The 19,768-nt window shown below is 53.1% G+C and carries 13 protein-coding genes and 1 CRISPR repeat array; of the genes, 5 read left to right on the plus strand and 8 right to left on the minus strand.

The annotated features are described in order from the left end of the window. Window positions 1-151 precede the first annotated feature (151 nt). From M493_RS01565 to M493_RS01585, 4 genes are all read right to left on the minus strand, one after another. Entirely contained in the window at window positions 152-781 is a 630-nt protein-coding gene (locus M493_RS01565) for an ABC transporter permease (protein ID WP_020958512.1), read from the minus strand. 237 nt (window positions 782-1,018) lie between these two features. Continuing rightward, window positions 1,019-2,146 (minus strand): betaine/proline/choline family ABC transporter ATP-binding protein, encoded by a 1,128-nt coding sequence (locus tag M493_RS01570; RefSeq protein WP_020958513.1) that lies wholly within the window; start codon window positions 2,144-2,146, stop codon window positions 1,019-1,021. Between the two features lie 16 nt (window positions 2,147-2,162). Continuing rightward, window positions 2,163-3,065 carry a glycine betaine ABC transporter substrate-binding protein gene (locus M493_RS01575; RefSeq protein WP_020958514.1) on the minus strand — a complete coding sequence of 301 codons (903 nt, stop codon included), beginning with the start codon at window positions 3,063-3,065 and terminating at the stop codon, window positions 2,163-2,165. 453 nt (window positions 3,066-3,518) lie between these two features. Beyond that, complete coding sequence (locus M493_RS01585; protein ID WP_020958516.1) at window positions 3,519-3,956, minus strand: hypothetical protein; 438 nt, start codon at window positions 3,954-3,956, stop codon at window positions 3,519-3,521. A gap of 141 nt (window positions 3,957-4,097) precedes the next feature. Between M493_RS01585 and M493_RS01590 the strand changes: the two genes are divergently transcribed. Genes M493_RS01590 through M493_RS01605 form a run of 4 tightly spaced genes read left to right on the plus strand, consistent with a single transcriptional unit; the run spans window position 4,098 to window position 12,084 of the window. After that, entirely contained in the window at window positions 4,098-5,606 is a 1,509-nt protein-coding gene (locus tag M493_RS01590) for a TIGR02677 family protein (protein ID WP_020958517.1), read from the plus strand. Next, window positions 5,590-6,786, plus strand: coding sequence for a TIGR02678 family protein (locus M493_RS01595; protein WP_020958518.1), 1,197 nt, complete (start codon window positions 5,590-5,592; stop codon window positions 6,784-6,786). Before M493_RS01590 ends, M493_RS01595 begins: the two co-directional genes overlap by 17 nt. Next, a complete protein-coding gene (locus M493_RS01600) occupies window positions 6,746-10,867 on the plus strand; it encodes a TIGR02680 family protein (RefSeq protein ID WP_041267822.1) in 4,122 nt (1,373 codons plus the stop codon). Before M493_RS01595 ends, M493_RS01600 begins: the two co-directional genes overlap by 41 nt. Then, complete coding sequence (locus M493_RS01605) at window positions 10,864-12,084, plus strand: TIGR02679 family protein (protein ID WP_020958520.1); 1,221 nt, start codon at window positions 10,864-10,866, stop codon at window positions 12,082-12,084. The genes M493_RS01600 and M493_RS01605 overlap by 4 nt, the downstream gene beginning before the upstream one ends. A 297-nt stretch (window positions 12,085-12,381) precedes the next feature. Beyond that, a CRISPR array of direct repeats spans window positions 12,382-12,877; the repeat unit is 36 nt; unit sequence GTCATAGTTCCCCTGAGATTATCGCTGTGGTATAAT. Between the two features lie 100 nt (window positions 12,878-12,977). Here M493_RS01605 and cas2 read toward each other — a convergent pair. From cas2 to M493_RS01625, 4 genes are all read right to left on the minus strand, one after another. Further along, window positions 12,978-13,286: a CRISPR-associated endonuclease Cas2 gene (gene cas2, locus M493_RS01610; protein WP_020958521.1), complete on the minus strand. Its 309-nt coding sequence runs from the start codon at window positions 13,284-13,286 to the stop codon at window positions 12,978-12,980. Between the two features lie 4 nt (window positions 13,287-13,290). After that, the gene (cas1, locus tag M493_RS01615) at window positions 13,291-14,190 is read right to left on the minus strand and encodes a type II CRISPR-associated endonuclease Cas1 (RefSeq protein WP_020958522.1); all 900 of its coding nucleotides are present in this window, start codon (window positions 14,188-14,190) and stop codon (window positions 13,291-13,293) included. Further along, window positions 14,120-17,383, minus strand: a complete 3,264-nt coding sequence (gene cas9 / locus M493_RS01620) for a type II CRISPR RNA-guided endonuclease Cas9 (RefSeq protein WP_041267823.1) — start codon at window positions 17,381-17,383, stop codon at window positions 14,120-14,122. The genes cas1 and cas9 overlap by 71 nt, the downstream gene beginning before the upstream one ends. A gap of 739 nt (window positions 17,384-18,122) precedes the next feature. After that, window positions 18,123-18,320, minus strand: a complete 198-nt coding sequence (locus M493_RS01625; protein ID WP_235183442.1) for a hypothetical protein — start codon at window positions 18,318-18,320, stop codon at window positions 18,123-18,125. Window positions 18,321-18,480: 160 nt separating this feature from the next. Between M493_RS01625 and M493_RS01630 the strand changes: the two genes are divergently transcribed. Beyond that, window positions 18,481-19,533 (plus strand): P1 family peptidase, encoded by a 1,053-nt coding sequence (locus M493_RS01630; RefSeq protein WP_020958525.1) that lies wholly within the window; start codon window positions 18,481-18,483, stop codon window positions 19,531-19,533. Window positions 19,534-19,768: the final 235 nt, after the last annotated feature.

Genomic DNA, 19,768 nt, shown 5'->3' on the forward strand with positions numbered 1-19,768 from the left:
TTTTTTATAATGGGACACTGCCTTACGGTTCCAGATTGCCTTGGTACGCGCACTGTCGTGTTTGCTAGTTGATGCCGGCTCGTTTCCAGGCAGGCAAGCTAGGAACATGGCGTCCTCAAGTTTGTGTTTCCATGTTAGGGCCAATGGCCTGTCACAATCCTTTCGGCGTCACTTTCTTTTCGACTTTGCGCAGCAGCCAGTCAAAGGCAATCGCTAAGACCGCCGCGGGGATGGCGCCGGCTAAAATCAAGTTTTTGTCGGCGATGCGCAAGCCGCGGTCGATCAAGTCGCCAAGCCCGCCGGCGCCGATGAAGGTCGCGAGGGCGGCGACGCCGATCGTCAGCACCGTCGCCGTGCGGACGCCGGCCATGATGACAGGGAGCGAGAGAGGGAGTTCCACCATCCATAAAATTTGCCGCGATGTCATCCCCATCCCTTTCCCCGCGTCGACAAGCGCCGGGTCGACGCCGAGAATGCCGGTGTAGGTGTTGCGCAAAATCGGAAGCAAGGCATACAGCGTCAAGGCGATGATTGCCGGCAGTTTGCCGATGCCGAAAATCGGAAGCATAAATCCAAGCAAGGCCAGGCTCGGAATCGTTTGAATGATGGCGGCTACTCCAATGATCGGCTCGGCGAGTTTGCGATACCGCGTCAACGCGACGCCGAGCGGTACGGCTATGACGATCGCAATGCCCATGGCGATGGCCGATAACAGCACATGTTCTTGAAACGCAATCCAAATGTCATGTTTTCGTTCGATCAATGTTTGCAATAATTCCATTGTATCCCTCCTTGGCGGAAAAAGCGGCAGCGGATGGCTGCCGCTCGGTCACGGGCTGAAACTGAAAGATTGGCAAGGTTTTGGTTCACTGGCAGAACCGATCCTGTTGGCAGACAAGCGGTTCTGCCTTCTCAACATGAGGCGTGTGTATTCAGGCGAACGAGCGGCGAGTTTCTAGCCCGATGGCGGGAAACGGGGCGCCCCGTTTTTGGCCGTCGTTCGCCCCCGTTATTGTCGTCATGCGTGCTGCTGGAACGTCCACTCCGCGAGCGCGCGCATCATGCTCGAGCGCGTGATCCCGCCGACGAGCCGGTCGCCATCGAGCACCGGGATGATGCGCACATCCGGGTCTTGGAACAGGGCGGCGACGTTCGTGACGTCCGCTTCTTTCGCCAGCGTCGTCACATCGTAATCGGCGATGTCGGCGACTAACAAATGCTCTTCTTGATAGCGCTGTTCAATTTGTTTCAGCGTCACGATGCCGAGAAAGGCCTGCTTTTTATCGACCACGACCAGGCTGTCGACTTTTTTCGCTTTCATCAATCGGAACGCCTCGGCCAAACCGCGGCGCGGCGAGATCGTCGCGACGTCCGCCGACATTAAATCTTCCGCCGTCGGCACGGCCGTCTGGCGGGTCCGCAGCCGGTCTTCGCCGATAAACTCGCGGACGAACGAGTTCGCCGGCCGCCGGAGCATTTGGTCCGGCGTCGCGAACTGGACGATTTCCCCGTCTTTCATGAGCGCAATCCGATCGGCGATTTTGATCGCTTCATCCATATCGTGGGTGACAAAGACGATCGTTTTGTGAATCTCTTCTTGCAGGCGGACGATGTCATCTTGCAGCTGCTCGCGGCTGATCGGGTCAAGAGCGCTGAACGGCTCGTCCATTAAAATAATGTCTGGCTCGGCGGCCAAGGCGCGGACGACGCCAACGCGCTGCTGCTGCCCGCCGCTCAGTTCCGACGGGTAGCGGTGTTTAAACGTCGCCGGATCCAGGCCGACGAGCTCAAGCAATTCGTCAACCCGTTTTTCATAGGTGTGTTTTTCCCATTTTTTCAGCTTCGGCACGAGTGCGATGTTTTCCGCGATCGTCATGTGCGGAAACAAGCCGATTTGCTGGATGACGTAGCCGATGTTGCGCCGCAGATCAACCGGGTCGAGCTGGGAAATGTCTTGCCCGTCGATGTACACTTTGCCTGAAGTCGGCTCGATCAAGCGGTTGATCATCCGCATCGTCGTCGTTTTTCCGCACCCGCTCGGCCCGATCAAGGCGACCAACTCTCCTTTGCGAATGTCGAGATTAATATTCTTTAAGGCGACAAAGCCGTCCTCATACTGTTTCGTGACGTTTTCAAACCGAATCATCCACATTCCTCGCTTTCTAGTCGATCAGTCCCTCCGCTTTTAAGAAATCAATCGCCACCTCACGCGGCCGTTTTCCTTCCAAGTTCACTTCACCATTTAATTCCATCATTTTTTCATCGGTTAAAATATTGGCCAACTTGTTTAGTTTCTCCTCAAGCCCCGGGTTGGCGTCCAACACTTCTTGGCGGATAATCGGCACAGCGTGGTACGGCGGGAAGTACTGTTTGTCATCTTTCAATACGACCAAATCGTATTTTTTAATCCGGGCGTCGGTCGTGTAGGCGGTGATGACGTCAATTTCGCCGTTTTTCGCCGCTTCGTATTGCAAGTCCGGATCGATCGTCACTTTTTTCTTGAATTGGAACCCGTACGTATCGACAAGCCCGTCATAGCCGTCGCTTCGCTCAAAAAACTCGGCGTCTGACCCAAACGTAAGGGAAGACGAATGTTTCACCAAATCGGAGTACGTTTTCACCCCGAGCTTTTCCGCCAAGTCTCTGCGCATGGCCAAGGCGTAGGTGTTGTTAAATCCGAGTGGTTTGAGCCAAGCGATGTTGTATTTTTCGTTATATAATTTCTTCGTTTCGTTGTAAATTTGTTCGGGCGTCTTCGCAGGATCGTACGGCTGTTTTAAAATGTTCAAATACCCCGTCCCGGTGTACTCGACATACATGTCGACATCTCCGTTTTCGATGGCTTGCTGGAGCATAAACGCGCCGCCTAAACTGTCTTTCACGTCAACATCCAAATCGGTATTGGCTTTTACATATTCCGCCAGCAAATGCGTCAAAATGACTTGCTCGGTAAACTTCTTGCCGGTAATGACAATTTTCCCTTTCGCATCACTCGTTCCGCTGCAGGCTGCTAGTCCAAACATAAGCCCGACAGCGAGCAAAGACATGATCCATTTTCGCAACATGATTCCTCCTTTTTTGGTTACGATTATACAAAATGAAGGGGGATAAAAAAGCGGCAACAAGACGCGGAGGGGTGAAAAAGCGTCACAGAAATAGGATATCGCAATTTGGGCTCAGCTGGCAAATTTGGTATCGACCGATATATTTGTCTGTCGCTTTCTCTCACGGCGATGAGCGTTCTCTTCTCCTTGATCCTAAAACATACTCCGGAATGCTTGCGAATCCTCTTAAATACTCCGAATTCGAGAGGTTCGAACAAGCCCTGTGCTCGTCCATCGATGTGTCGGCCATGCGCTTCCCCGCGCCGTTGATCGAGAGGGCGCCCCGTTTGCCGCGGGAAAGGCTGGCGGGTTCCATGGCGCAGGCGAACGGATCAACACGTGAACAAAAACGGCAGCTCACGCCTGCCTGGTGAAAAGGGAATCGGTGTGGAACGTTTCTTTATGGGGAACACGTTACGCACGAACAAGGCGGTGAAGGGTGCTTTCCGTTTTGAAGACGCGAGCGTTCAAAACATGCAGTCCCGCTTCATGTTCGGCGAGGGAAGGCAGCACTTTGTCTTCCAGGATGGAGGTGATATGGGTGAGGTCGCCTTTCATATGATGGAGGTCGTGCGCCATCGCCTCGTATTTGGCGGCCAGCACTTCTTGCCCGTGGCGGAGCGCTTCGGCGATCGCCTTCGTTTCGTTCGTGCGCTCATCCAGCAAGTCGATTCGCTGGGCAAGCGTGGCCGTCTGCTCTCTCAGTTGACCGACCTGGTGCTCAAGGTTGCTTGTCCGCTCATCGAGCTGGGCCACTTGCCCCTCCAAGGCGCCAACCCGCTGCTCGAGCGATTCGACCGCCGCGCGCGTCGCTTTCACTTCATGCAAAATTTCCCGCAGCAACGCTTCCATTCGTTTCATCTCCTTTTCGCTTCTATTTTACAAAAAACGCGCCCCGATGGCGAGAAAAATAGGAAAACGGTTTGAGCTGGAAAAAGAGTAGGGGGAATCGTTACAATAAACGTAGAGAAAACGAAGCGAAGGTGGACGGAAATGGACGCCACATGGCTCAAACCCATTGTCGAAGCAAAGTATTTATCGACGGAAAACGCGCACCGCTACCGGGCGATTTTGCGCTACTTTTACATTCAGCACGAGCGGATGCGGCAATATTTGTTTCCTGAAGAAGTGTACGCCTTTTTAAAGCAGCACGAGGAATTTGCCGATTACACCGAAGACGATTTGCAGCAAGACCTCGACCAGCTCGTCAAATGGAACAACTTGATCGCCCGCCAAGAGACGGCGCATGTGCGGACGATTGAAGAGTTTAAGAAAAAGCGGTTCCGCTACCAATGCAGCCCGTACACGGTGGAGATTGAGCGGATGATCCGCACGCTTGAACAGCTCGGGGATTCGTTCGGGGGATCGCTTGAGAAAACACGGTTTGACCGCTTGTACGCCTCGCTTTCCCGCATGGAAACGATCATTGCGTCTGATTTTCAAGAGCAGCGGGACGAACTGCATCAAGTATGGGAAGAGACGTTTGACTATTTCAAGAAGATCATTCAAAACTCCGCTGATTACATCGCTTACTTGCACAGCGAAAATTTAGAAGAGCGGATGACGTCTGAGGCGTTTCTTGTCTACAAAGAGCAGTTCACCGCCTATTTGCGCGATTTTATCGCCGCCTTGCAAAAAACGTCGATGCAGATTGAACAATTGCTTGAAGATTTGCCGGAAGAAGGGGTTCGGCAGTTCATCGAGCATGTCGTCGACTATGAGCGGTCGATCCCGCGCTTTGCCGAAGCGCTGCCGCCGCGTCCTATGCAGATTGAAGAAAAATGGGAGACGTGGCGCAGCTTGTGCGAATGGTTTTTAGGGCGCGACGGGCGTGAGAGCGAGCTGTCGTTTTTGCAATACCAGACGAATGAAGCGATTCGCCGCCTGACGAGGGTTGTGCAACGGCTTGGCGAGCGGCATCACCATTTTCGCAGCCGCAAAGGCGACTACTTGCATTTGGCCCGTTGGTTTTCCCGCCTTGAATCGATTGAAGAGGCGCACTGCCTGTCAGCGGTCGTGTTTGGCTGCTTCCATACGAAACATCTCGTCGCCGATGCAGGGGCGACGGACAATATATATCGCGACGTATGGGATGAGCCGCCGTTTGAATGGGTGACAAAACCGCGCGTCCGCCATTACGGGGAAAAGAAAAAGCCGCAGGCGATCGATGAGAAAGAGATGGAAAAAGACGAAGCGCGCCGCCGCTATTTGGAAGAAAAGGAGCGTGAGGAAGCGGCGCTCAGACAGCTTGTGACCGATGGAAAAATCGTGCTTGCCGAACTTCCCGAAGTGAGCCCTTATGTGCGGAAAACGCTGCTCGGCTGGATCGCCAAGGCGATGGGGCGTGAAGGACAAGCGGTGAAGACGGAAAACGGATGGGTCGTCAAAGTGGTGAACAAAGACGGCACGATTTGCCTTCGCGCTGAGGATGGGGAGCTGGTGATGCCGAACTGTGAAATCCATGTGCTTTCAAGGGGGAATGAGAATGGAAACGGCGTTTGACGACCAGGCGAAAGAGGCGCTCGCCGCGTTGTTTGAACAGTTTTGGATCGTTCGGGAACAGGAGCCGGAGTTGTATCAACTTGTGCGCGAGCGCGAACATGTGTTGAAAAGGTATGTCGAAGAGAAGTTCGGCTATCGGCTCATCGTGCATCGCTATTTCGCCAAACTTGAGAAAATCCCGGCTGAACCGGAGCCATGGATGGGGATCGAGTCGTTTCAAGAGCCGCTTGACTACGCGTTGTTTTGTTGCTTGATGGCGTATTTGGAAGGCAAGGCGGTGGAAGAGAAGTTTTTGCTTTCCGACGTATGTGAGGAAATCCGCGCTATGTATCCCGGAGATATACCGGTTGATTGGACGAACTACTCGCACCGGCGCGCGCTTATTCGCGTGCTGAAAACGGCGGAACAAATCGGGCTCATCCGCCGGATGGATGGGGAGGTGGAAGCGTTCGCTCATCACGCCGGGGAAGAGGCGCTGTACGAAGTGCCGGTGCTGGCTCGCTATTTCATGCGCACGTATCCGAAAGATTTGCTTCGGTATGAATCGCTTGAGGAACTGCTCGCCGAGGAGTGGAAGGCGGCGCCGCAAGACTATCGGCGGCACCGTCTGTACCGAAAACTGTTTTTGTCCCCGGCGGTGTACCGGACGGAAGGGGATGAACAAGACTTTTACTACTTGCGCAACTTTCGCCATCGGCTGCGTGATGATATCGAAGCGCATACGCCGTTTCGGTATGAGCTGTACAAAAACGCGGCGATGTTGACGCTTCCTGAGCGGCAGGCGCCGTACACCACTTTTCCTGATCAGAAAGGGACGTCGGAGATCATTCTTCATTTTGCTGCTTTGGTGCGCGAACGGCTTGAGGAATGTCCGCCGGATGAGTATGGCCGCCTCCGGCTGACGCCTGAACAATTTTCCGCCTGGCTGGCTGATTGCCGCCGCCGTTACGGGTGCGGATGGGGGAAGACGTATCGTGACATGTCGGCCGCCGAGCTTGTTCGAGAGGTGCTTGCGGCGCTTAGCGAATGGTGCATGGCGGATGTGGAGCACGATACCGGCATGATCGTCCTTTATCCGCTTCTTGGTCGGCTTTCAGGACGGTATCCGGACGATTTTGACACGAAAGAGGGGGAGGAGCATCATGAACCCGTGGGTTCTTCATCGCGCCGGGCTGATTAATTTTTGGTATTACGATGAGCAATATTTCCATTTCGCTGACGGAAAGCTGCTCTTGCGGGGGAGCAACGGGGCGGGCAAATCGGTGACGATGCAAAGCTTAATCCCCGTGCTTTTGGACGGCAAAAAGACGCCCGACCGCCTTGACCCATTCGGCTCGCGGGCGCGGCGGATGGAAGATTACTTGCTCGGGGAAAAAGATGTCGTCAACCGCGACGAACGAACCGGGTATTTGTTTTTGGAATACAAACGAAAACAGTCGGACCAATACGTGACAACGGGAATCGGCTTGCGCGCGAAGCGGCAAAAAAGCCTCGATTTCTGGGGATTTGTCATCTTCGACAACCGCCGCGTCGGTCATGACATCGCCCTATATAAAAAGGAAAAAACAGGGGAGAAAATCCCGTTGACGAAACGCGAGCTGGCCGCATTGCTTGGCGCGGGCGGGACGGTCGTCGAGACGCAAAAAGAGTATATGGAGCTTGTGAATAAACATGTGTTTCGCTTTGAATCGATCGAAGCGTTTCAAGAACTGATCGAACTGCTCATTCAACTGCGCAGTCCGAAGCTGTCCAAAGATTTTAAGCCGACGGTCATTTACGAGATTTTGGAAAGCTCGCTGCCTCCGTTGACCGACGAAGAGCTTCGCCATTTGTCGGACACAATCGAAAACATGGACCAGGCAAAACAGCAGCTTGAGCAACTTGAACGCGACGAGCGGGCGTTGAAGCGCCTTTGCGATCAATACCGCCTGTACAACGAATATATGATCGCCGAAAAAGCGGCAGAATACGTAAAAGCGGTCAAGCAGGCCGAACAGCTCGCCGCCGAGCAACAACGCCTGCACGATGAAGAAGAGCGGGCGCGAACGACGCTTGATGAGCTTGAGGAGTCCATCACCCGCCTTGGCCGCGAAGAAGATGTGCTGCGCTCGCGTGAAATCGACTTGGCCGGCCACGAAGTGTTCCAGCAGGCGGAGAAGTACGAACAGTTGAAGGCGGAGCGCCAGCGCCTGCGGGAGCGGCGAGAGCGGCATGAGCGGACGATCGAGGAGAAGGAACGGATCGAGCGCCAACGCCGCCGCCGCCTCGATGAAGCGGAAGCACGGTTGGACGACCTTGAGCGGAAGCTTGAAGACGAGCTGGAGCAGCTGAGTATGGATGCCGACGAAGGATCCTTTTCCTTGCATGAAACGAACGAAGGCGACTTTCACCGCCATCGCCAAAAGGAGCAGGAGTTTTTGTTTGCCGCTTGGAAACAGGAAGCCGACCGCCATATCGAGCGGCTTGAAGGGCTGGCCCGCCTTTGGCGCAGGCATGACGATTTGCAGCGGCGTTATGAAGAGGCGAGCAACGAAGCGGGGGAGCGGCAGCGGGAAATGGACGAATGGCGGCATCAGCAACGGAAATGGGAAGAACTGCTCGAACAAGAGAAAGAGCGTTTTGAACAAGAGGTGCTTGCTTGGGTCGAGCGGGGAGGGGTCGACGTTTCCGAAGCGGACATTCAGATGTTTTTGCAACAAGTGGGCGGCATATATGAACAATACTCGGTCGATGACTTGAAGCGCCCGTTCGTTCAAACGTATTATGCCGCTGTCGGCAAGAAAAACGATGAGAAATGGCGGCTCGAACATGACATCCGCCTGTTGGAAGAGAAGCGGGCAGAGCGTGAAGCGGAACTCTGCCATTGGCGGGAGAAGCGCGATCCTGAGCCTGAGCGCGACGAACAGACAGAAGCCGCCCGCTCGGCTTTGGAACGGCAAGGAATTCCGTTTGTTCCGCTCTATGCCGCCGTCGAGTTTGCCGACCATGTACCCGACCCTGTACGCGAACGGATCGAATCAGCGCTTTCGCACGCCGGTCTGCTTGACGCACTCATTACGGCCCGCGAGGTCGATGTCGCCTGCGACCGTGTTCTCACCCCAAACCCGGTTCATATGGCGCATACGCTGGCTGATTATTTGCGCCCCGACGAAGAGGCTCCTGTGCCAGCCGAACGGATTGACGACATTTTGCGAAGCATCGTCATCGCCGATGTGGAACAGCAAGCGGGCATGACGCTGGATGAGCAAGGGCGCTATGCGCTCGGTCTTGTCCGCGGTCATGCGCCAAAGAGAGACAAGGCGATGTTCATCGGCCGTGCAGCGCGGGAACGGTGGCGGCTCGAGAACATCGCGGCGTTGGAAGCGGAGATCGCCGCTTTAGGTCAAGAGATCGAACGCCTGAGAAGGGAGCATCAGGCGGTGGAAGCGGCCATCGAGGAGCTGGCCGATTGGTTTATGGCGTTTCCGTCCGACCGCGATGTGCGCACGGCGTTTGAGGAAGCGCAAGAAGCGCGCCGTCAGGCCGAAAGCAAAGAGCGGGAGTGGAAGCGGCAAGAAGAAAAAGCCATCCTCTTGGCGCGGGAATGGAAACAAATCAAGCAGCAGCTCCGTGATGAGTCGGCCGAGCTTGACTTAGCCTTTTCCCCGGAAGGCTGTGAACAGGCGCAGTTCGCCATGAAATCGTACGTCCGCCATTTGCACGAACTCGAAGTGCTTTACCGCGAGACGCGCCATACCGAAGCGATGATCGCACAACAACGCGAACAGCTCGAAGCGCTGCGCGAGGAAATTGACGAAGCGAAAGGGGAACGAAATCAGCTTCGCGATGACGAAGAGCAACTTGCATTGCGAATGTCAGAGATGGAACGGACGCTGAAACAAATGGGGGCGGATGACATTCGGGCGGAAATTGCCCGCATCCAAGAACGGTTGGTATTTTTGCGCGGAGAAATTCCGCGCCTTGTCAACGAACGGGCGCGGACAGAACAGCGCCTCATGCGCCTCGTCGAGGAGCGGGAACAAGGGGAGCGGCGAGAATCGTTCGCCCGCCAGCTGGCCGCGATGTGGGAGCGGTCGTTTGCCGATGAAGCGGCGCTTGGGCTCGTAGACCTCGACCGTTCGCTCCCCCTTTTGGAGCAGGCAAAAGAAGCGAAACAACGATACGAAGCAGCGCTAAAAGAGACGCGCTCCTCACTTTTGGCGCGGCTGAACACCGTCTTTTTCCAAGAGTCGTCCAACTTGACCGAATATCGAGCGGCATTCGAGCCGTTGATGGAACAAAGAGAGCACGAATGGATCGCCGCCGCGCCGGATGACGAGATGGCGATGAAAGCCGCCGATTGGCGGGAAAAACAAGAGCGCCATGTCATTTACCTCGATTATAAAGGCCAGCGCGCCACACCGTTTGCCGTGCTCGCTGAGGTGGAGCGCGACATCGCCCTGCAGCACGAATATATGAAAGAACAAGACCGCGAGCTGTATGAAGATGTCATTCTAAAATCAGTCGGCCGCATTTTGCGCAGCCGCATCCAGCGCGCCGAGCGGTGGGTGAACGATATGAACAAGCTGATGGGCGGTCTCGATACATCATCAGGGCTTGTGTTGTCCATTCAATGGAAACCGAAAACGGCGGAGACGGAAGCGGAGCTGGATACGAAAGAATTGGTGCGCCTTTTGCGCATTGATTCGCGGTTGTTGAAAGAGGAAGATTTGCAGCGGGTGACGAACCATTTCCGCTCCAAAATCACGCGCGCCCGCGAATTGCTTGAGGAGCGCGGCCAAGGCAACACGCTCCACCAGATCATTAAAGAAGTGCTGGACTACCGGAAATGGTTTGCCTTCACCTTGTACTATGAAAAAACAAACGAGCCGAAACGCGAGCTGACGAACCATCGCTTCTACCAATTCAGCGGCGGGGAGAAGGCGATGGCGATGTACATTCCGCTCTTTGCCGCGGCGTATTCGCGCTACCAGGAAGCGGGTGATGACGCGCCGTACATCATCTCGCTCGACGAGGCGTTCGCCGGCGTTGACGAAAACAATATCCGCAATATGTTCGGCCTTGTCGAACAGCTTGGTTTTAACTATATCATGAACTCGCAAGCTCTTTGGGGCGACTACGACACCGTGCCCGCTTTGTCCATTTGCGAACTCGTCCGCCCGCGCAACGCGTCGTTTGTCACCGTCATTCATTACCGTTGGAATGGGCGCGTCAAACAGTTGGTTGCCGACGACAAAGAATGGGAGAGGGTTGAGACGTGAGCATCGCCAAGGAAGCCGCCGCCTTTTTCCGCTCCGAGCGGGCGTTTCATCGTCTGTTTGTCGAGATGAAACGCAAGTACGAGTCACTTGGCCGCGTGGGAGGCACGGTTTCGCTGCAATCGTTCTCTGACGAAGAACGGGAGGCCATCGCCGCCTTTTTCGGCAAAGACGTCGCCCGCGTCTCCCTTTCCACTTTTGAAAAACAGCTCGGACAAACCAAGTTTGCGGGCGTCGGACTTGTCGCTCTGCTGGAACAATATTTTGGCGAATCGCTCGTGTCGAAAAAGGAGCGGCTTCAGGCGGAAGAGGACGAACGGGAGCGGTTTTTCGCGCGCCTTGTAGAGGAACATCATTGGTTCGCGACGATCCGCAGCCAGCGCTTCGTCCAAACGGCGTACGAAACGAACCGCGATGGCCTTGAAGCAGCTGTCCGCCTCGTCGGCGAGGCTCTCCGCCGCCTGCCGCTTTCATCCTACATGCGCCTCCCGCTCTTTGCCCAACAAGTGGCGGGCGATCCGCACGCGTTCGACCTGTCCACACTGTCAGGAAGGCTGCTGTTGTCCGCCTTGCAAGCGGCCGTCCCAGGCCAATGGGACGCGACGTCTGTGGAGAGTGTCAATGAACTGTTGCAGTCCGTCGGATTGCTCCGCGAAGATATATTAAACTTTGCCACGTGCGCCAACATCCTGGCGGAAACCGAGGAAGGGCCTCATCGGGTCTTTTCCGCCGCCGTCGAGGGGAACGTTGCGCTGAACGTGCCGTTGCGAGAAGTGCTGCCCCTCGCACGCGCCCACCCCGCCTGCGGCCAAACAGTGTACATCGTCGAAAACGCCGGCGTTTTCTCGACGTTGCTTGACACCCGCGCCCCGCTTGTGAGCACGAACGGACAAATGAACCTAGCGACAATCAAGCTGCTCGATTTGCTCGCGGCCTCTGGCGCCAAGCTGTATTATTCGGGCGACTTCGACCCGGAAGGATTGGCCATGGCCGAGCGGCTGCTCGAACGGTACGGTCCAGCCGTCACCCTTTGGCGTTTTTCCTTGGACGATTATATGGCCGCCAACCCGGTCGTGGACCTCCCTCCTGAGCGCCTCGCCAAACTCGCATCCGTGGCGTCCGAGCCGCTGCGGCCAGTGAAAGAGGCCATCGAGCGAACGAAAAAAGCCGGCTATCAAGAAGCGATCATCGAGAGGCTGGCGAGGGATATAAAAGGGTAGCGCGCACCTTGTCTTTCCACAGACCGATCAGGGGAAGGTGCCGGAAAAAGAGCGGAGCACCTTCCTCTTATTGTGTTCACGAAACTTGAAAGTACCATTTCGGAAAAAGTTGGGGGACATCACCGTCTTCAGCTGCCATGAACACTACGATGGATCTTCCTTATTGATGATTCAATTTCCATTTTGGACGGTTCTCGACTTCCGCTTTCTGGCGGTGGAATTGCGCAAATTGCCGTGGCGAGTACATTCACCATAACAACCCCGTCGCCGCCGATTTGCCAAACATGGGGGATGATGGTCATAGTTCCCCTGAGATTATCGCTGTGGTATAATAAATTCAAAACAGAAATACCGTTTCTTGTAGTCATAGTTCCCCTGAGATTATCGCTGTGGTATAATTCCTGCAACGTGGTAATCTCATCATGCTCGTCATAGTTCCCCTGAGATTATCGCTGTGGTATAATCGGCGTGTTCCTCGAACATGCGCCAGCCGAGTCATAGTTCCCCTGAGATTATCGCTGTGGTATAATCTACGGGCGCGAGAGAGGCCTTCTCGAAGCGTCATAGTTCCCCTGAGATTATCGCTGTGGTATAATTAATACCATGAAGGCATGGCTGAGATCGTGGTCATAGTTCCCCTGAGATTATCGCTGTGGTATAATATAACGAACAGCAAGTGAACAGGAGGACAAGTCATAGTTCCCCTGAGATTATCGCTGTGGTATAATAAATACACGGACTAGGTTATCACCGTACCGTCATAGTTCCCCTGAGATTATCGCTGTGGTATAATACGTATCCAAAAAAGCCTGCTATCTCAAGGATCGCAGGCTTTTTTGCTTTCAAAAAAATGCAAATGTGCTTATGCAAAAAGGGGAACCATTTCGGTTTTTTTAAAAAAGCGTCAGCTGGGTAGATGTTATTTTCTTTTCCTGTGCTGTGGGTTCCCCAAGAAGCAGCTGCATTTTTGCGTACTGCTTTTCCGTTACGACCATTGCCCGAATCGACCCTTGAGGGGGTAAGTTGTGTTTTAACCTCGCCAAGTGTTTGTCCGTTGCCTCATGTCCGTGGCAGACGCGGCTGTAGACCGAAAACTGCAACATATCGTATCCTTCGTTTAGCAGGAATGTACGAAACCGCCGGTATTCGCGCTTCTCCCGGTTGGTCACGACGGGAAGGTCAAAAAAGACGAGCAACCGCATGAATTTACTCATACACGTGCAGTTGCAATGGGAGAAGTTCCGGCAATTTCAACAACGAAGGATCCTGGCTCCGGCTTGCGGTGACGAAGCTTTTCGTCATTTCTTCCACCGCGTTCACGACGGTCAGTTTTTCTCCGTTCACTAGTATGTCCATATTGGTCAAATTATATAAGTCTGCCCGAACGGACGGAGAAAATTCATCATCCGGTTGAATGTGTTGGGCTACGTATAGGTCGACAAGCGGGCGCAATACTTCCATAAAGTCATCAGCGAGATTAAATTTGTTCAATTCATTGTCGTGGTAAATCCCAAGGCAAGGGAAAAAGCCATACCCAACGAGAGAGCGGGCGACGAGTCCCCGCATAATGGCGTATCCGTAATTTAAGGAAGTGTTCACCACAGAATCGCTTCGCCGGGTAAATTCGTTGCCAAATAAATACTGGAAGTACTTTTTCGCTCCATACGCTTCACGGTTATTGCTGTCTCCAGAGTCGACGGTTTTGCTTATGCGGTATAGCTCGTTGGCTCCTTCTTTGTTCAGGAACTCCAAACACTTTCCTTGATTGATGAGTTTTTGGATCACGATCCGCTGCCAAATTCGCTTTTTAAAAGGCTTGGAGTAGGCGTACTGCATGTGCAGCACGCCCACTTGGCGGGAATGTTTTTGAAACGGCTGCAGCAACCCATTGGGGAGCCGTTTTTGGTCACAGGTGAATAATGCAATATTATGTTCGGCCATTTTGCTTAAAGCGATTGCCGTGATACTGACGGCCTGTTCCTCGATGATAATGGAACAAATATCCTCGAGTGGGATAGACACTTTCTCTTCTTGTTCAATCACGAGTTGATTGTAACGGACGGACAGTTTTCCCGGTTTTCGAATGAGCAGATGACGCCAACCCAACTCTCTTTTCCCCTCTCACTTTGTAGATGTTGCCAAGCACATCTACTTGATATTTCTCGAATCGTTTGAGGGTTCTTGAACCGACGCCGGATAGAGAGAAACTGCGGTCATGGCTGATCAATTCCATTCCACCCGTACCTGAGTGAATCGTCTTATAGTATGCAAAAAAGTCTTTAATTTTGATTTCTTCACCTGTACTAGTCCTTATTGCCTTTTCCCGAGGAAGCTCAATGCGAATGAGATCATTCGGATACAAGCTGAATTGGAACGTATAGTCTTCCGTCATTTCCTTCCACTCAGAGTACGGCTTGTTCGGCTCGATGGCTTTGTTTGGCAAAACACCTTTCATGATGTCCATCGTGTAGACGGGGACACAATAGTATTTCCCGTCCTTTTCAAATACGTCAACCCGAACGATGTTGCTGTTGTAGGCGACGGTTTTGCCGTCATTGAGCGGGACGACTTGGTTTTTCGTGTCAATAATTTTTACTGTCCGGATGATAGGTCCAGGTTCTCCATTCTTTTTCGGTTTGTACAGCGGTTCTTGGAATGCCTTTTTCGGGTCGTTGTTATGTTCAAGCAACCGCTGGCGGATTGCCTCGTATGTCCTTGGATCGCTTTCCTTTCCGTACATTGGAAAATGTCCGCTCGCATCCAGCTTAATTTCAGACAGTTTCGTTTTGACGACAGTTTGGATTTTCCCGCTCCGTTCATCGATACCGACGTAGCGCCGCAATGTTTCTTGATGAGCCGCCCCTGTGACACTCCGCTTCGGCATTCGGGATACAAAAACCGGATGCAACGATTCGAGTTTCTCGTTATCATAATTTCCAAGATTGAGAGCTTTTATACTCTCTTTCGGATGCTTTGATAAACGCGCTCGCAGCTCATCAGCGAAATGCGGCCAAGGTTGCGGGAAATGCGGTTCGGTCTTTTTGGCCAGTTCTTTGTTTTGCTCGCGCCGTTGGTAAAAGGCGGTGATTTTGGCGATATCGCTTGGCGTTGTGCAGGCGACGATGGCGGCATCTACCGCATGGTGCAAATCGGATTCTTCACGGTTTTTGTTAAACTCCCAGCGGCTTCGCAAATGAGCCGTAATGCGGCCGTTGACAGTGTATACCTTTTGTTTGTCATCGCTTTCAGCGAATTTCAGATGTTCGCGGATAAAGTTGGCGAAAAAACGTGAAATATACCGAGTGTCATTTAAGTTTCGATTTTTAAATTCTGTTTCTTCATTTTCGTCATAATGGAGCCGGAGCAGCCGGTCTCGTTTCTTTTTGGAAAACTGCTTGTTCGTTAACACAAATGTCTCGAACTGGTGCCAACGTTCTGTGCCCACCCCTAAATACTCGGCAGGGGTGCGGTTTCCTTTCTCGCGGTTTTCTTTGGTCAATACCAACACTTTATTGGTATAGCTGTCGTCCAAGCTTCGGCTGTATGGAATCACATGGTCTACTTCCGTATACCCAGGTTCAAGCAGCCGCTCAATTTCAATCGGCTGAAGCGAGTAGGCGCATCTTCCGTTTTGTTCGCTCCACAGCTTGAACTTGACGATGTCATGGCCGGTTGGGTTTAGCGTCAAGCCATACTCCATGAGCTGGCGGATGGCAGTCTCGTTTTTCTTCCGGTTTTCATCTTGCTCTCTTTTTGTTTTCCGCCGTTCGTCAAACGTTTGTGATAAATCGCGGGCTAACTCGATGTGAATGGATACCGGCGAACCGTATTTTTTTATAATGGCATTTACCACTTTTCGCGCCTGTGTCAACGCACGCATGACGACCGGGTTGGCGATCGACGGAATATTTGGCAGCAACATTGTTTTTTGCTTCTTCCTTGGTCCTGTAAACTTGTATCCTGCCCGCTCACAAGCAGAAGAGTAGACTTCGCCTTGTTCCATATACGGAAGAATGTTGTGAAGCGCCTTTAGCGACAGATGGCCGAACTTTGTGAATGATAAGTTCAAAAGTTCTTCAATCAGTTCGTTGTCATACGTTTTGTTCGCCAAATTCGGCATCGGTTTCCCATTCTGTTCATACTCATTTTGCAAGTAACTGCGAACATCGGCATCATCCTTGAATAATGTCAGGGCGTAACCGAATGTATCAAAATCGATTGGGAGAAATGAACTTGATTTCCCTTTTCCATAAGCCTTATCGATGACTTTCCGAATTTGGTGATAGGCATCGAGTTCAAGGAAACGGATCGTTTCGTTTTGCTTTAATGGCATGTTCCGGTCATAGACAACGCCTTTAAAGTAGGTGTCGTCGGGCAAACGGAGCAACGTCCGTATATCATGATAGGTAATTTTGTTTTTTTGGAATGCCTGTTCATACAAAAGGCGGCGTTCCTCATCAGTGAGTCCCCGTGTGCCTGCCGGGGAGACGAGCCGTAATTTATTGATATGCTCCCAAGCGATGAATGACTGGAATGTGTATGTTGCTTTTGGCGCCCGTTTTTCTTTCGGTTCAAAGGTACAAAAGCCGACTTTTTTCTCGATGTCATCTTTGGAAGCGAAGGGACGTTGTGACGCCCAGATGGCGATATATTCATTCTCGAACTCTTTCGTGCAATTCATATTCCCAAATTCACGCTGTTTGGTGAAAATAAGTTGAATCTCGCGCTCTAAGTCATCGCGGGCGATCGTGTTTGTGTAATGTTCTCCTTTGTTGCGCTTATGGAGTGCAAACTTTGGATCTTTCACGATCATCTCGGCGACGGTCCGGTAGCTTGAGAGAATGGCCCGGTTTTCTTCGATATGTTTGAGCATGGTGCTGTTTTCCCTGCTGTTGTGTTCGCTTTTGCGATTCGATTTGAAGCCGCGCCGTTTGGCCAAGTGAAGGAGGACGCGGGCCAACTCGTCGCTATTCAATTTTCGGTCCAGTGCCTCAACACGCAGTTGCCAGACATCAATTTCATGCCTTTCCTCAAACAGCTTGTCCAGTTCCTCTTTCATTAAAATTCCTTCACGGATGAGCAGGCGGCGAATGCGTTCCAGACGATGCTTGCGGCGGCGCAATCGACGCCGGGCCGAGCGGGCGAGGCGGCGTGGGAGAGCTAGCGATTCTCCCGTTTGTGGGTTTTCCGCTCTGTCGAAAATACGGACACCTAAGTCTTCGATACGCGGAATGTCCAAATTCACAACCGCCCAGCCGACAGAGGTAATGCCGATATCCAGGCCGATTTTATATCTCACGTTCATCCCCTCCCAATGGTATCGTTATGTAGTAAAAAAGACCTCAGCGTGTTCCGCCAAGGTCTTCGTTTGCCTGAGGATGGGGAATGCCCGCCAAAAGCGGGCGATAGGCGATCCCCAACGCCGCGGGTCAGTCTGCCCTAGGCAGAAAGCCCTTATCATAGTAACCCTGAGATCATTGCTGTGGTATGATCCTATTACTATAATAATGGGTAAATTCGGAAAATGCAAGCGATCTTTTCCGTGTGTTTCTTAAAAAGTAGTGCATTTTAAGTTTACTCATGTTTGGGAAAAGGAAAACGTACCCGTATGGTCTGCGCCATGGCGCAGGTATAGATCCAAGAACTGACCGGGCTGCCGGCGGAAAAGATCGAACAGCTGAAGGAGTAAACCCGCTTCAACATTGTCGTCGACCTCCAATCATGCCAAAACCCTAGGGGCGACGACAATCTTTTTATGCCCCTCAATCTTACAGCCATCGAGTATGAAGAGGATTGACGGAATTTTTAAAATTCGATATTCTGAAAATAGCCTTAGCAAGAAAGCTTGATATCAAAGGTATTTCTGGGGTTTTATCGTACCTATGAGGGATTGAAACTTTGTCTTTCCGTTGAAATAATCACGATACGCATCAGTTTTTATCGTACCTACGAGAGTTTGAAACGGAAGTTAGCCGCTTTCTCCATGCGCTTCCGCCTAGTTTTTGTCGCGCTTATAAGAGGCGAAACTCTCTTCAATGTCACGCCATCGCCTGAACGTCTTCTGTTTGAAGAAACCGGATGGCTGCACTTCCCCGGTCGACCCGCTTCGTTTTGCATCCGCTGCTCATTCTTGCGCCGCTTGCTTCGCAGGAAGCCGCTTTTTTGTTCCACACATGGGACGTTTTGGCATCTGCTTTTTTGTATAGCCCCATTGATCCAGAAGCATGGTTGTTCACCGCCTTTCTTTCCCGTTGCTGCATTTCCTCAGTCCGATGCGATATACTTGACATGGGAACAATCACGCTTCTTTCTCGTTCACCGTCGTGTCGGCGGACATGCTGCGTTGGCGTTGGACGGTTTGAAAGAAGGCGGAGAAAAGCGACGGGGGTGGGATGGATGCGCCGCAAGCTTCGCGATCTCGGTTTTTCCATCGGCACGCTTCCGGTGGGGAGACGCAATCAAATCACGGATGTGCCTGGGGTGCGGGTCGGTCATGTGACGATTCGTAAAGATGTCGATGAACGGACGGTGATTCGCACCGGGGTGACGGCGGTGCTGCCGCACGGAGGCCATTTGTTTTTGGAGAAAGTGCCGGCGGCTTGTTTTGTGTTGAACGGGTTTGGGAAAACGACCGGGTTGGTGCAGGTGGAGGAGCTTGGGACGATCGAGTCGCCGATTATGCTGACGAATACGTTCAGCGTCGGGGCGGTTTGGCAAGGGACGCTGGAATATATGTTGGAGGCGACGCCGGAGATTGGGGATGTGACGGGGTCGGTCAACATTGTCGTCGGGGAATGCAATGACAGCTATTTGAATACAGCGCGGGTGATGGCGGTGACGAAGGAGCATGCGAAAGAGGCGATTGCCGCGGCGCGGGTGGAGATGGAAGAAGGAGCGGTCGGGGCCGGGACGGGGATGATGTGTTTCGGCTGGAAAGGGGGCGTCGGCAGTTCATCGCGGATCGCGGGCGGGATGTATACGGTCGGGGCGCTGGTGGTGAGCAATTTCGGCCGGCGCGAGGAGCTGCGGTTTGTGCCGTATGTGCCGCCGGCGTTCGATGAACGGGAAGTGCCGCCTGGGTCGATTATGATGATCATCGCGACCGATGCGCCGCTCGATGCCCGGCAGTTGAAGCGGCTGGCGAGGCGGGCGACGGTGGGGCTCGGGCGGACGGGAAGCTGCGTCCATCACGGGAGCGGTGATATTGTGATTGCGTTTTCCAACGCTTACACGATCCCGCATTTTTCCGATTCCGCCCTTCAATCGGTCCCGCCGCTCGTCCGCGACGATGCGCCGCTTATGAATGAGCTGTTCCAGGCGGCGATTGAGGCGACCGAGGAAGCGATTTGGAATTCGCTCACGATGGCGGAGACGACAACCGGGCGCAACGGGCGGATCGGGGAAGCGATTCCGTATGCGCTGCTGGAACGGGTGAAACGGGCGTGGTGAGAATGGCCACAGTCGTCTTGCCAGCTGGACGGCGGTCATGGAGAGGGATGAAAGTCAAGATTATCGCATCGTTTGCATGGGGACAAGGCTCTCTGCTTGTGGCGTTGGCTCAACAAAACAGCCCGAAAGGAATCCGCCTTTCGGGCTCTGTCCGTTTTTCGCCGGGCGGCGTCTATCAGTGGAAAACGGCGGAGCACTGCCTCTTTTCGAATGAGAGGTCTGGCAAAACCGACGT

Source organism: Geobacillus genomosp. 3 (assembly GCF_000445995.2).
Lineage (GTDB): Bacteria > Bacillota > Bacilli > Bacillales > Anoxybacillaceae > Geobacillus.

Excerpts from the sequence above, each read along its gene's own strand:
- M493_RS01565 (WP_020958512.1), bottom strand. The coding sequence starts at position 781 with ATGGAATTATTGCAAACATTGATCGAACGAAAACATGACATTTGGATT.
- M493_RS01585 (WP_020958516.1), bottom strand. The coding sequence starts at position 3,956 with ATGGAAGCGTTGCTGCGGGAAATTTTGCATGAAGTGAAAGCGACGCGC.
- cas2 (WP_020958521.1), bottom strand. The coding sequence starts at position 13,286 with ATGCGGTTGCTCGTCTTTTTTGACCTTCCCGTCGTGACCAACCGGGAG.
- M493_RS01590 (WP_020958517.1), top strand. The coding sequence starts at position 4,098 with ATGGACGCCACATGGCTCAAACCCATTGTCGAAGCAAAGTATTTATCG.
- M493_RS01630 (WP_020958525.1), top strand. The coding sequence starts at position 18,481 with ATGCGCCGCAAGCTTCGCGATCTCGGTTTTTCCATCGGCACGCTTCCG.
- M493_RS01575 (WP_020958514.1), bottom strand. The coding sequence starts at position 3,065 with ATGTTGCGAAAATGGATCATGTCTTTGCTCGCTGTCGGGCTTATGTTT.
- M493_RS01595 (WP_020958518.1), top strand. The coding sequence starts at position 5,590 with ATGGAAACGGCGTTTGACGACCAGGCGAAAGAGGCGCTCGCCGCGTTG.
- M493_RS01570 (WP_020958513.1), bottom strand. The coding sequence starts at position 2,146 with ATGATTCGGTTTGAAAACGTCACGAAACAGTATGAGGACGGCTTTGTC.